The 12,789-nt window shown below is 62.8% G+C and carries 11 protein-coding genes and 1 pseudogene; 5 read left to right on the forward strand and 7 right to left on the reverse strand.

Annotated features, from left to right (window positions below):
• Window positions 1-16 precede the first annotated feature (16 nt).
• From AC59GX_RS11615 to AC59GX_RS11625, 3 genes are read left to right on the forward strand one after another with little or no spacing between them, the layout of a single operon-like run.
• A complete protein-coding gene (locus tag AC59GX_RS11615; RefSeq protein WP_426281809.1) occupies window positions 17-1,192 on the forward strand; it encodes an acetyl-CoA C-acetyltransferase in 1,176 nt (391 codons plus the stop codon).
• 1 nt (window position 1,193) lies between these two features.
• Window positions 1,194-2,201 carry an acyl-CoA dehydrogenase family protein gene (locus AC59GX_RS11620; RefSeq protein ID WP_426281808.1) on the forward strand — a complete coding sequence of 336 codons (1,008 nt, stop codon included), beginning with the start codon at window positions 1,194-1,196 and terminating at the stop codon, window positions 2,199-2,201.
• Window positions 2,198-3,214 (forward strand): NADP-dependent oxidoreductase, encoded by a 1,017-nt coding sequence (locus AC59GX_RS11625; protein ID WP_426281806.1) that lies wholly within the window; start codon window positions 2,198-2,200, stop codon window positions 3,212-3,214. Before AC59GX_RS11620 ends, AC59GX_RS11625 begins: the two co-directional genes overlap by 4 nt.
• Before the next feature lie 4 nt (window positions 3,215-3,218).
• Here the strand turns inward: AC59GX_RS11625 and AC59GX_RS11630 are convergent, their stop codons facing one another.
• From AC59GX_RS11630 to AC59GX_RS11660, 7 genes and pseudogenes are all read right to left on the reverse strand, one after another.
• On the reverse strand, window positions 3,219-3,392 hold the full coding sequence (locus AC59GX_RS11630) for an SDR family oxidoreductase (RefSeq protein ID WP_426281805.1): 174 nt from the start codon (window positions 3,390-3,392) through the stop codon (window positions 3,219-3,221).
• A pseudogene (locus AC59GX_RS11635) lies at window positions 3,379-3,969 on the reverse strand (SDR family oxidoreductase); the annotation flags it as partial. The pseudogene AC59GX_RS11635 and the gene AC59GX_RS11630, both read right to left, overlap by 14 nt.
• The gene (locus AC59GX_RS11640) at window positions 3,966-4,856 is read right to left on the reverse strand and encodes an SDR family NAD(P)-dependent oxidoreductase (protein WP_426281804.1); all 891 of its coding nucleotides are present in this window, start codon (window positions 4,854-4,856) and stop codon (window positions 3,966-3,968) included. The gene AC59GX_RS11640 and the pseudogene AC59GX_RS11635, both read right to left, overlap by 4 nt.
• Window positions 4,853-6,115 (reverse strand): spinster family MFS transporter, encoded by a 1,263-nt coding sequence (locus AC59GX_RS11645; protein WP_426281803.1) that lies wholly within the window; start codon window positions 6,113-6,115, stop codon window positions 4,853-4,855. The genes AC59GX_RS11640 and AC59GX_RS11645 overlap by 4 nt, the downstream gene beginning before the upstream one ends.
• A 1-nt stretch (window position 6,116) precedes the next feature.
• Complete coding sequence (locus AC59GX_RS11650; RefSeq protein WP_426281802.1) at window positions 6,117-8,486, reverse strand: TonB-dependent receptor; 2,370 nt, start codon at window positions 8,484-8,486, stop codon at window positions 6,117-6,119.
• Between the two features lie 116 nt (window positions 8,487-8,602).
• The gene (locus tag AC59GX_RS11655; RefSeq protein WP_426281800.1) at window positions 8,603-9,679 is read right to left on the reverse strand and encodes a phosphotransferase family protein; all 1,077 of its coding nucleotides are present in this window, start codon (window positions 9,677-9,679) and stop codon (window positions 8,603-8,605) included.
• Window positions 9,676-10,914 (reverse strand): acyl-CoA dehydrogenase family protein, encoded by a 1,239-nt coding sequence (locus tag AC59GX_RS11660; RefSeq protein ID WP_426281799.1) that lies wholly within the window; start codon window positions 10,912-10,914, stop codon window positions 9,676-9,678. Before AC59GX_RS11660 ends, AC59GX_RS11655 begins: the two co-directional genes overlap by 4 nt.
• Before the next feature lie 335 nt (window positions 10,915-11,249).
• On the opposite strand from AC59GX_RS11660, the gene AC59GX_RS11665 reads away from it, so the two are divergent.
• On the forward strand, window positions 11,250-11,942 hold the full coding sequence (locus tag AC59GX_RS11665; RefSeq protein ID WP_426281798.1) for a carboxymuconolactone decarboxylase family protein: 693 nt from the start codon (window positions 11,250-11,252) through the stop codon (window positions 11,940-11,942).
• Window positions 11,943-11,983: 41 nt separating this feature from the next.
• Entirely contained in the window at window positions 11,984-12,781 is a 798-nt protein-coding gene (locus AC59GX_RS11670) for an enoyl-CoA hydratase/isomerase family protein (protein WP_426281797.1), read from the forward strand.
• The last annotated feature ends 8 nt before the right edge of the window (window positions 12,782-12,789 follow it).

Genomic DNA, 12,789 nt, shown 5'->3' on the forward strand with positions numbered 1-12,789 from the left:
TCGAAGGACCATTTTCATGCCAGAAGCTTTCATCGTATCAGCAAAACGTACTCCCGGCGGCCGTCGCAATGGCAGGCTTGCGGGGATTCATCCTGCCGACCTGGGTGCGACGATACTCGACGCCATCATCGCCGAGACCGGTGTCGATCCATCGGCGATCGACGACGTCATCATCGGCTGCGTCAGCCAGATCGGCGAGCAGACCTTCGCACTTGGCCGCAACGTCGTACTTGCTTCGTCGCTGCCCGACAGCGTGCCCGCCGTCACGATCGATCGCCAATGCGGCAGCTCGCAACAGGCGCTGCACTTTGCGGCTCAAGCGGTGATGTCGGGCACACAGGATCTGGTGATCGCCGGCGGCGTCGAGAGCATGTCCCGTGTCCATATGGGATCGCCGGTGACACTCGCCGCCAAGGCCGGAATGGGCGGCAGTCCCTTCTCGGCGAAGATCTTGGAACGCTACGGCGTCGAGGGCTTCAGCCAGTTCACCGGTGCACAGATGATCGCCGACAAATACGGTTTCGACCGAGCTGCGATGGACGCCTATGCGCTGGAAAGCCACCGTAAGGCGGTAGCCGCTCGCGCGTCCGGCGCCTTCACTGCCGAGATCGTTCCGGTCACGACGATCGATCCCGATGGCAATTCGGTCGTGCATGATCATGACGAGGGCGTACGTGCCGACGCGTCGCTCGAGTCGATCGGTTCGGTCAAGCTCTTAAGCGAGAAGGGCACGTTGTCCGCAGCGACTGCCAGCCAGATCTGCGACGGCGCCAGCGGTGTCCTAGTCGCCTCGGCCGAAGCGGTTCGGACTAATGGCCTGACGCCGCTCGCGCGCATCCACAACCTTACCGTGACGGCGGGCGATCCCGTCATCATGCTGGAGGAGCCTATCTCCGCGACCCGTCGCGCGCTGCAACGGGCGGGCATGGCGCTGGATCAGATCGACCTGTTCGAGGTGAACGAGGCGTTCGCATCGATCCCGATGGCGTGGCTGTCCGCGCTCGGTGCCGATCCAGCGCGGCTCAACGTGAATGGCGGTGCAATCGCACTTGGTCATCCCCTGGGTGCGACGGGCACGAAGCTGATGGCGACCCTCGTTCACGCGCTGCATGCGCGCGGTGGGCGGTACGGCTTGCAGACGATGTGCGAAGGCGGGGGCATTGCCAACGTCACGATCGTGGAGCGGGTGTGACATGAACATCACCCCCAGCGAGGAACAGGTCCTGTTGCGCGATACCGTCAGCCGCTTTCTGGCGGATCGGACGGACCCTGCAACGGCCGGCGAGGGGCCGATCTCGCAGGATGACTGGCATGCGCTGGGCGAACTGGGACTCTTCGGCTTCCTGTTGCCCGAAGCAGCGGGCGGCCTGGGCGGCGGTCCGCAGGACGTGATGATCGTGGCAGAAGAGTTCGGCCGCGCGCTTGCGATCACGCCATTGGCCGAGGGGATCGTTGGCGCCGCGGATGCGATCGCGCGTGGGGGCGACGCCGCAGCGATCGAGACATGGGTAGCACCGGCAATGACGGGCGATCATGTGCTCGCCGTCGCGGTGGCCGATGTTTCGACCGATGGCGGGCGGCTGACGGGACGCGCGGATTTCGTTTTGTCGGCAGTCGATGCAGCCGCACTGGTCGTGATAGGCGACGGCGCGACCTGGCTCGTCGAACGCGACGCCGAGGGGCTTTCGATCGACCCGGTGCGGCTGATCGACGGATCGGCTGCCGGCATGGTGCGGTTTGACGGCACGCCCGCTCTGGCCCTGACGCAAGGGGACGGCGATACGACCTTGGCAATGATTCGCCTTTGCCACGTCGCAGAATTGGTGGGGGCGATGTCTACGCTGTACGAGCAGACCGTGGAGTATGTGCGCCAACGCCAGCAGTTCGGCGTCGCGATCGGCAGCTTTCAGGTCGTTCAGCACAAGTTGGCGCGGATGTTCGTCGCGCTTGAACAGGCGCGATCGCTTATGCTGAAAGCCGCGATCGTCGACCGCGATGACGCCGGGTTCGTGCGCGGTGTGCTGGGCGCCAAGGCCTATGTCGCGGACGCGGCACAGCGGCTTGCCGAGGAGGCGGTGCACCTTCACGGCGGGATGGGCGTGACCGACGAACTCCCGGTCGGACGTGGCCTGCGCCGGGTCATGCTGCTGGCACGTGCATTTGGCAGCGCCAGCGAGGCGCGCGTGGCGCTCGCGGCGTGACGTTCAACCGCAAGTGGACTTTGGCCAAGCGGCCCGACGGGCGGGTCGCGACAAACGATTTTGTCATGCTGACCGAGCCATTCGCGCCTCCCGCGCTGGACGAAGGCGAAGTGTTGGTCCGCAACCATATCTTCGCAGTGGCCCCGACGATCCGCAACTGGTTGAACGCCGGACCCGCGAGCTATCGCGGCTCGATCCCGATCGGCGGCACGATCGCAGGCATGACAGCATGTGAGGTCGTGCAGTCGAACCATCCGGATCATCCCGTTGGCACGCGGATGGTCGCGATGGCGCGGTGGGAGGACTGGAGCGTGCTTCGTCCGAGTGCAGCCCCGGTTCCGCCATTTCCGATACCTTCCGACGTGACGTTCATCGAGGCGCTTGGCCTGTATTCACCCAACAGTCTGACGGCCTATTTCGGATTGCTGGACGTCGGACGGCCTTTGGCGGGAGAAACCGTCGTCGTATCAGGTGCGGCAGGATCGGTAGGCTCGCTTGTCTGTCAGATCGCGGGGATCATAGGCTGTCGCGTGATCGGTATCGCAGGGGGCCCCGACAAATGTCGCAAGCTGGTCGAAGAACTCGGTGCGACGGCAGCGATCGATTATCGCAACGATGACGTTCCAGCCCGCTTGGCTGAACTGTGTCCCGGTGGCATCGACGTGTTCTTCGACAATGTCGGTGGCGAGCAGCTCGAGGCTGCGGCGAACGCGATGGCGGACCGCGGCCGTATCGTCTTGTGCGGGCAAATCTCGTCCTACGACCGGGCAGGCGGCGCTCCAGGGCCGCGAGACATGATGAAGCTGGTCTATGGCCGCATCCGCATGGAAGGGTTCGTGGTCGGTGATTTCGTCGGGCGCGCTGCTGTCGCGCGCGCCAAGTTGCGGCACTGGGCTGACGAAGGCCGGCTCACCGTCCGCATCGACGAGCGCGCCGGGTTCGCGCGTCTGCCCGAAGCGTTCGTTGCACTGTTTGACGGAAGCAATGACGGGACGCTGCTGGTCACGGCGTGAGGCGTCAGCCCGCAGTTTGGCCGCCATCGATCGTCACGTCCGCACCTGTGATATAGGCGGCCTCGTCGCTCGCGAGAAAGACAATAGCGTCCGCGACTTCCTCCCGCAGTCCCGGCGCGACCGAGCGGGATGTCCGCCAATCGCCTGGCAGACGCAGTGGGATCGTTGAATACCGCACGCGATAGCGGGGTGTCGATCAGGCCGGGATTGACCGTATTGATGCGCACGCCGTTGCCGAGCGCCGCGAACTCCAACGCGGCCGCCTTGCCGAACATGCGCGCCGCACCTTTTGCGGCACTATACGAACCCGATCCCGGCCCCGAGATCATGCCCCGGATCGACGCGACGTTGACGATCGCACCCGATCCCGACGCGACAAGCATCGGAAGCATCGCGCGTGTGCCCAGGAACAGCGCGTCGACATTGACCGCCCGGATCTCGCGCCACTCGGCAAGGCTGGTCTCGGCGAGCATACGGAAATGACCCCGCCCGGCGTTGTTGATCAGCACGTCCAACCCGCCGGCCGTGGCGATGCGACTGGCGGCGTCCGCCCAGTTATCTTCGTTCGTGACGTCGAGCACGATGGTACGATCGCGGCGGGCAAGGGGGAGTTCACCGCACGCAGACGCGAGCGCGCGTTCGTCTCGGTCTGCGAGCCAGACATCGGCCCCACGTTCGAGGAAACGACGCGCGGTAGCGAGGCCGATGCCCATTGCCGCACCGGTGATCAGTACGGAGCGGCCGACGAAGCTCATCCGGCCGACGTGACGGCCAATCCGGCATCCTTGCGGCTCATGTCGACGATGCTCTCGAAATGGGGGTTCGTCCGGGAGAGGATCGCATCGGCACGGGCGCGAATTGCGGCATCGAACGCGTCGGTCGTCGTCGCGTAGAAGCGATTCTGTCGGATCGCGTCGAAGGCGATCGTGGCGGTCTGTTCGGCGGTAAGTGCACCGCGATAGAGATCGTCGCGCATCGCTTCCAGAGCGGCGGACTCGCTGGGCGGGCCACCTGGCCCTGCCAACGCTTGCGGACGAGACCGCTCGGCATCGTAGATCCGCGTCGCTACCAGTCCGGGCAGGAGCAACGTGACGCCGATCGGAGCGTCCATTTCCTGCAAGCCAGCATACAGGGCCTCTGTCGCGCGGACCACGGCGTGCTTCGCCGCACCGTAACAGGCCGATCCCGAGCCGCTGACCAGCCCGGCAACCGAGGCCGTGTTCATGATATGCGCAGGCGCTTCCGCCGCCAACAGCCGGGGCACGAACACGCGCATGCCGTTCAATACGCCCCCCAAATTGACGCCGAGCGACCATTGCCAGTCGTTTTCGGTATATTCCCACACGCGTCGATGACGCCCACCAGGCACGATCCCCGCGTTGTTGCAGAGCAGGCCGACACGGCCGAACCTGGCTTCCGCGGCATCGGCAAGCGCGGCCACGTCCGCTTCGGAGGACACGTCGCAGCGCAGCGCGATCGCACGGTCGGCGCCGATCTCGTCGGCGACCGCTTGCGCCTCTTCGACCGCGATATCCGCGAGCACGACGTTCATGCCCAATGTCGCTGCGTGGCGCGCAAGCGCAGCGCCAATCCCGCTGCCGCCACCGGTAATCACGGCACAGCCGTTCGACCAATCGCTCATTTTGCCAGATCCTTTTTGTAATAACGGGCGGCGAGCAGGAAGCACGACCCTGCGAAAATTCCGACGAAGGACATCGCGGCCATTGCATAACGCAACGACTGGTCGCCCATGCCGATGACGTCGCTCAGGACGCCCGTCAGCCATGGCCCAAGGCCGAGCCCGATAAGATTGACCGACAGTAGCAGGATGGACGACGTGAATGCCCGCATCGATGCGGGCACCAGCGTCTGGGTCATCGCGATGATCGGCGCATAATAGAAGAACAGCAGCATGACCGTCACCGCGCACGCGATCAGCGATACCGTGGTCGATGGCGACAACAGCTGGACGAGTGCGGCAGGCGTGACCGCGATCAGCGCAATTCCGGTTAATACCGGCCGGAGATGGGGCTTGTCGGCCCCGATACGGTCGGTCAGCCACCCTCCCAGGAAAATACCGATCGCCCCGCCAAGGCCTGTCATCAGCGACAGCGCAGTTGCGACGTCACCAAGCGCCATGCCGTGCAGCCGCGTATAGAATGGCGCGTTCCAGTTCAGCGCGACGCTGAGCACGACGTTGTTCAGCGCGCCACCGGCGAACAGCAGCAACAGGCTCGGCCGTCGCGCCATCAGCGCCAGCCCGTCGCGCCACGGCATGGCGTCGGGGGCGGGCCCGGCATCGTAGCGCCCGCGAACCGGTTCCCGGAGCATCATCAGGACGATCGGTGCCAGCACGACGCCGATCCCTCCGATAATCCACAATGCGGCCCGCCAGTCGATCGCCTGGGCGAGCCAGCCGCCCGACAGATACCCCAGCATCACCCCGATCGGCAGTGCGAGCCCCCAGATGCCGAGTGCCGTCGCTCGGCGCTCCGGCGGATAATAGTCGGCGATCATCGAATGGCTTGCGGGAATGCTGCCAGCCTCTCCCAGCGCCACGCCGATGCGGAAGAAGACAAGCATGGCGAAGCTGCCAGCGAACCCGCTTACCGCAGTCATCGCGCTCCACAACAACAACGATCCGGCAATCACGATCCTGCGACTGTACCGATCGGCCAGCCGCGCGATCGGAACGCCAAGCGTGGAATAGAACAGGGCGAAGGTCAGCCCGGTCAACGCGCCGAGCTGAGCATCGCTGAGGGACAGGTCGCGCTTGATCGGCACCTGCAGGATCGAGATCACTGTCCGATCGAGATAGTTGAACACCGACACCACGATCAACACCAGCAATGCGATCCGTCGTGATGCCGTCGTCGGGGTATCTGCGGCCTGTCCCATCATATCATTTCCCATATCGTATCGTCAGGGTCGCACCGATCGTCCGCGGTGCGCCGACGGTGATCCGTTCAACGTCAAGATTGCCCAAGCCACCTGCAGCGGCCACTTCGGCGCGCGACACATGATAGAAGTTATACTGGAGACCGTTGGTGGCATATTGTTTGTCAAACAGATTGCGCGCCCAGACACGGATATCCCAGTCGGCGGCGGCCGGTTTGAAAGTCAAAGAAGTATTGGCAACATTCTTGCGCTCGGTCAGTCGTACTGCGGGCTGGCCAAGTCCGGTTGAGGTAACTTGGAACGGGCTGGCAAACTTCGTATCGAAGTGAAAAATCACCGAAGCGCCGCTCGCAAGGTCGGCAGTATAATCGAGAAGGGCAGTAAAATCATGCTCTGGCGTGAATGGAGCTTGATTGCCGGTGCAATTCAGACCTGCTGCAGTGCATCCGACGAAACTCGCGTAAAAAGCATCGGTGTAAGCATAATTGGCGCCGATCGACAGGTTGGACGTGGGACGTAACACTGCCTCGACTTCGACGCCGCGAGACCGAAGCTTCCCTGCATTCGAGTCTTGAAACACGCCGTCCACCTGAGAGCGCACTTGGAGATTAGCCGTGTCGGCGTGGAAGGCAGCGATATTGATGGTGAGAGCACGATTGAAGAGATCGGTCTTCGTGCCGACCTCATAGCTCCATGTCGTTTGGGCGCGCAGCGGTGTAGCGGCAGCCAGCGGCGTTCGGACGTTGAACGACCAGCCGCCACCCTGAAAGCCGCGCGACGCCGATGCGTAAAACAGGCTGCCACGGAATGGGTGATACTCCGCGATGACGCGCGGGGTCCAACCTTTCCAGCTGTCGACCGCATCGTCATTGGCCGGCAGTTGCTGGAAGTAAGGACCGCCCTGGAACGGAGACGATCCGATATGCTGCGTGTAGCCCGTTTTGCGCTCGTAGCTGTAACGAAGGCCGGCGGTCAGCGACAATTTGTCCGTGAACTTGTATTTTCCCTCGGCATACGGTCCGAAGCTGCGATTCTCGATCTGTCCCTCGAACGTCTGACCTGGCGTATATCGACCCGCATTGAGGACCGAGAAGAAGAGGTTCGGATCGCGACCGTCGAAACCGAACGTGATCTTGTGGTTCAAGTCCTCATAGCCGAAATATGCGCCCGCGACGAAATCGAAGGGGCCGCCAAGGTCTGATGTGAACCGGAATTCCTGACTTACCTGCCACTCGTCGTTCGTGTTGAGTGAAGGAAAGTTGACGGGGTTCGGGCCTCCATCGGCGTCTTCCGCCAGCCTCGACTTCAGATATCGGTATCCCGTGATCGAACTGATCTGTCCGATGGCGGTCTCGTAACTCGCATTGAGCAACGCGGTGCCGATCGTACGCCGCGTGAACCCATCGTCATCGAGAAGCACTTTGTGGAGATTGCCGTTCGTTCGTTCTTGTACCGATGCTGCCAGGGCGCCGTCGCCGACGATGGTAGGGCCATCGCCGGACCCAACGCGGCGTAGGTAGGAGCCGCTCGCGACGATGTTCCATTTCTCGTTGGGCCGCCAGCGAACAGACGCCCGATAGGAAGATACCTTGTTATTCGCGAGGTAGTTGTCGGTGATCAAATTGTGCTGATATCCGCCAACCGACTTCACGCTGTAAGCGAAACGTCCGGCGAGAGTTTCCGATATCGGTACGTTGATGAATCCGTCAGCCTCCAATCCGCCACGACCACCTTTATAAGTGACCCCAGTCAACGTCGCGCGGCCGCTGTTCACGCCAATCTCGGCCATGTTGTTGGTGACGACGAGCGCGCCGCCCACGGCGTTGCGCCCAAAAGTCGTTCCTTGCGGCCCGCGAAGTATCGACACCTGGGAGACGTCATAGAGATTGGCGTCGAAGGACGCGAGCGTCCCGTAGAATATGTCGTCGATATACACCCCGACCGGACTTTCCAGACCGGGTGAATCATTGATGGTACCCTGACCACGGATTTGTACCGTAACGACCGATGTACCTTTGACCGGTACGAAGGTGGGGCCAGGTGCGATCTTCACGATCTCGGCGAAATTGTCGACCTTGCGAGCCTGAATTTGCTCTTCCCCCAGCGCGCTGACGGCGATCGGTACATTCTGGAGACGTTCGGACCGCCGCGTCGCGGTGACGATGATGTCGCCGGCGATGCCAGTTGCCGCTGCTGCCTGCGGCGTCGGTACCGCGTCCGTCACGCTGCCGGCCGGGGGGGCTGGCGTAGTCGGAATAACGGGTTCCTGTTCCCCCGGCGTCGTGGTGCCGGCGGCTTGGGAATAAGCCGTCATCGGAGTAAGCAGGGCTAGCGTCGAAACACCTAGCGCCAACGGAATCATCGATCGCGTCATGTAATCCTCTCCTTTATATCGTCCGATCTGTTGTCGGATCTGATGGTCGCTTGTTTCGCTCCGTAGTCAGATGGTCGCTGTGACCCGACGGTAGGTTTCGGGCCACGAAAGGAAGGTCAGCCTGCTCCGGCTTCGCGCGCTGAATGCCATGCGGCCAAGGCGAGGGGACGGATCCGCTGGATGATTTCGCCTGCATTGGCGGCGGTCTGCACACCGTCTCGCGCGCGCCCGGCGATGCCTTGCAAGATGGCCGCAACCCGGAACAGGTTGAACGCGGTGTAGAAGGGATGCGTGGGGTCGACGTCGAACCCTGTGCGTTCGCAATACGTCCGGGCATAAGCCTCGGGCGTCGGGATACCGAGGGCCGTCAGGTCGGCGCCGCGCAACGTTCCGCGCACATCAACCCCCTCGGGGCGAAACCACTCCATCATGTGATAGGTCAGGTCCCCGAGCGGATCCCCCAACGTCGACAGTTCCCAGTCGATCACCGCCGCGACGCGCGGTTCGGTCGGGTGGATCAGAAGATTGTGGAACGAATAGTCACCGTGGATGATCGTCGTGCGTTCGTCGCTAGGCGGAATGGCCCCTGGCAGCCACTCGGCCAGCCAGTCCATTTCTGGTATATCGACCGTCAGTGACGCCTCGTATTGGCGCGTCCAGCGCGAGATTTGACGGACGAAATAATTTCCCGGGCGACCATAGTCGGCGAGACCGAGCGCCGCATAATCAACGCGATGAAGTCGGGCGAGCGTGTCGTTTGCGGAATCATACACCGCCGCGCGCTCGGCCGGGGACAATTGCGGCATGCGGGGGTCCCAGAAGCCGCGGCCGGGTACATGTCGCATGACGTAGAACATCGTGCCGATGACATCGAGGTCCTCGCACAGCACCAGCGGTTCGGGAACGGGCAGCCCCGCTTCGAACAGCGCGCGCGTGATGCGATATTCGCGATCCACCGCATGCGCCGACGCGAGCAGGACGCCAGCCGGCTTCCGGCGCAATACATATTTGGCATCCGGAGTCGTCAGCAGGAATGTCGGATTGGACTGGCCGCCCTGAAACTGATCGACGGCCATGGGACCAGAAAACCCAGGTACTGCCCCAACGAGGTAACGCTTCAGCGTCGCCTCGTCGAACTGGGTACCAGGCACGACTGCTTCGGTCTGGCCGATCGTTGCAGCGGGAGCACTCATGCCGCCAACTCCCCACGGTACTTGTCGAATTCCATGCGTGCGAGCTGACGTTCGTGCACTTCGTCGGGGCCATCGGTCAGACGGACGATGCGGGTGTTCGCCCACAACTCGGCCAGTCCGAAATCGTCACTGACGCCTCCACCGCCATGCGCCTGAATGGCATCGTCGACGATTTGCTGCGCCATGCGGGGCGCGGCGATCTTGATCATCGCGATTTCCGCGCGGGCGGCCTTGTTGCCCACGGTGTCCATCATGTCGGCCGCCTTCAGGCATAGGAGGCGCGTCATCTCGATCTCGCAGCGCGCGCGCGCGATCCGCTCTTCCCACACCGAATGTTCGGCAATCGCCTTGCCGAACGTATGGCGGGTCAGGAGTCGCCGGCACATCTTTTCCAGCGCCACTTCCATCGTCGCGATGTTGCGCATGGTATGATGGATTCGGCCGGGCCCGAGGCGGCCCTGCGCGATCTCGAAGCCGCGTCCCTCGCCGAGCAGCATGTTGTCGACGGGCACGCGAACGTCCTCGAGCAATACCTCGAAATGGCCGTGCGGCGCGTGATCGTAACCGAATACGGGCAGGTGGCGCAGCAAGGTCACGCCCGGCGTGTCGCGCGGTACCAGGATCATCGACTGCTGTTTATAGGCAGGCGCGTCAGGATCGGTCTTGCCCATGAGGATGAAGAAGTCGCACTTGGGATGGCCCGCACCGGACGACCACCATTTACGACCGTTGATGACATACTCGTCGCCATCGCGGCGGATCGCGGTCTGTATGTTGCGCGCGTCGGACGAGGCGACGGCGGGTTCGGTCATCAGGAACGCAGACCGCGTGATCCCGTCACGCAGCGGCACCATGAAACGCGCCTTCTGTGCCGGCGTGCCATAGCGGTGAAGGACCTCGAAATTGCCGGTGTCGGGCGCCATGCAATTGAAGACTTCGCTCGCGAACGACACGCGACCCATCAGCTCCGCGATCGGGGCGTAATCGAGGTTCGTCAGCCCGGGACTGGTGAAGAACTCACCGTCATGCTCCGACGGGGGCATAAAGAAATTCCACAATCCTTCGTTGCGGGCTTTGTCTTTAAGCTCTTCGAATATCGGTGGAATATCTTTCCAACGATCCAGTTTCGCGGCTTGCTCGTGATAAACCGGGACGGCAGGAATGATATGCTCGTCCATGAAGGCGCGGACACGGGCCATCCAGGCCTGCGATTGATCCGAATGCTCGAAATTCATGCGGCTACCCCTGCCTAACGGATAAATGATCACTCAATCGACCGGTCGGTCGTATCCTGCCAGAGCTATTCGACCGACCGGTCGGCTGTCAACCGGTCTTGTGGCGCCTGGGGCGGAACATGGACGCGCCAAATCGCCGGGTTCGGCAGAGATCGATTCGGATATCCATTGACCAATTAGACAGGCGACCGTCCGGTCGGACGGTGCTTAGATACTGACGTTGGAGTATCGGTTTGGCAGGGTGGTAATCGCGACCACCGGACCGCCAACCAAGAAAATAGATTGACGCCCGACCGGACGGTCGACACAATTGGCGGCGAGAGAGGATAGTGCTGATGAGTTCGTCGAACGGGCTGGAAGACGCGGCATTGCTGCGGTCTCACGCCCCTTACACGCTGGCTGGGTATGCGGCCTTTCGCGACGTCATCGATCGGGACGGAGCCGTTCCGGCGCGGTTGAAGGCGTTGTTCGTCGCGGTCACGGCGATCGATCGGCGCTATCCCGATCTTGCTCGCCGCGAACTTGTTCGTGGCGTGGGTCTGGGTCTCACCGTGACGGAGGCAACCGCCGGAATCATCGTCTTGAGCAGCCTGCGCGGTGAAGGTGCGGCGTTGGAATTCGCCCAACTGGTGACCAGCGCCATGGCGTTGGGCGAGTTGCCGAAACCACAGCAGCTACCCGACGCTGCGCCTGGCGAAGCGGTCGCCAATTTCGAGGCGTATTTCGGAACGATTCCGCCGCCACTCGCCCAGTTGCTGCGGCTCGTGCCGCGGGCAGCGGACGCATATTATCTCATGCGTCGGGGCAGCATCGACGCGAACCCGCTGTCGCCCAAGCATGGCGAACTGCTGCTGCTGGCGATCCTCGCAGCCGGGTATAGCCCGATGGCGGTAACGCATGTTCGCGGTGCCCGCCGGGCGGGCGCCAGCGACGAGGAAATCGCCGAAGCGGTGCTCTGCGCGATCCCCGCAGCAGGGGTTGCCGCCTGGATGGCCGTTGGCGCGCTGCTGGAACCGGCAGCGGACTGAACTTTCTACAAGTACTTCCATCACTAAAAACGGAGAGCGACATGGAACTCGAAAAAGACGTCATCCAGTATGAACTGGCGGATAATGGTATCTGCACGATCTGGCTGAACCGGCCTCACAAGCGGAACTGCGTCAGCCCTCAGCTGCTGCGCGAACTCGAGGCCGCAGTCGATCGCGCTGCTGCCGACAAGAAGGCGTTGGCCGTGGTGTTTCGCGGACGCGGCAACACGTTCTGCTCCGGCGCCGATCTGGATCAGCTGGTCGGTCCGGTGCTGCACGAAAGCACGGTTTCGCTACAGCTCGCGATCGATTCGGCGCGGACCTACGACAAGATCTACAACATGTCGAAGCCGACCATTGCTGCAGTCGAAGGCTATGCCGTCGCTGGTGGCTTCGAGCTGATGATCTCGTGCGATTTCGCACTGGCTGCATCGGAGGCGAAGATCGGCGATTTCCATATCCGCCGCGCGCTATTCGGCGGTGCCGGACCGATTTATCGCCTGCCGCGCTACATCGGCATGCGCAAGTCTAAGGAACTGATGCTGACCGGCAAGCTGCTGACCGGCGACGAGACGGTCGAGTGGAACCTGTGCAACGCGTCTGCGCCCGCCGACAAGTTCGATGCGCTGATCGCCGACTTCTGCGCGCCGCTGATCGACAAGAGCCCGTTCTGCATGTGGATGACCAAGATGGCGCTGAACCGCGGCATGGACGCGGACACGAACACGCTCATCACGCTTGAGACGATGACCTGCAACGTCGTCCACCATTCCGCCGATGCGAAGGAAGGCGTCGCCGCGTTCCTCGAGAAGCGCAAGCCGGTCTGGACGGGCAACTAAGGTGACGA

It is taken from the genome of Sphingomonas sp. 320_CC (assembly GCF_059691795.1).

Excerpts from the sequence above, each read along its gene's own strand:
- AC59GX_RS11655 (WP_426281800.1), bottom strand. The coding sequence starts at position 9,679 with ATGAGTGCTCCCGCTGCAACGATCGGCCAGACCGAAGCAGTCGTGCCT.
- AC59GX_RS11670 (WP_426281797.1), top strand. The coding sequence starts at position 11,984 with ATGGAACTCGAAAAAGACGTCATCCAGTATGAACTGGCGGATAATGGT.
- AC59GX_RS11660 (WP_426281799.1), bottom strand. The coding sequence starts at position 10,914 with ATGAATTTCGAGCATTCGGATCAATCGCAGGCCTGGATGGCCCGTGTC.
- AC59GX_RS11640 (WP_426281804.1), bottom strand. The coding sequence starts at position 4,856 with ATGAGCGATTGGTCGAACGGCTGTGCCGTGATTACCGGTGGCGGCAGC.
- AC59GX_RS11620 (WP_426281808.1), top strand. The coding sequence starts at position 1,194 with ATGAACATCACCCCCAGCGAGGAACAGGTCCTGTTGCGCGATACCGTC.
- AC59GX_RS11615 (WP_426281809.1), top strand. The coding sequence starts at position 17 with ATGCCAGAAGCTTTCATCGTATCAGCAAAACGTACTCCCGGCGGCCGT.
- AC59GX_RS11650 (WP_426281802.1), bottom strand. The coding sequence starts at position 8,486 with ATGACGCGATCGATGATTCCGTTGGCGCTAGGTGTTTCGACGCTAGCC.
- AC59GX_RS11645 (WP_426281803.1), bottom strand. The coding sequence starts at position 6,115 with ATGATGGGACAGGCCGCAGATACCCCGACGACGGCATCACGACGGATC.
- AC59GX_RS11665 (WP_426281798.1), top strand. The coding sequence starts at position 11,250 with ATGAGTTCGTCGAACGGGCTGGAAGACGCGGCATTGCTGCGGTCTCAC.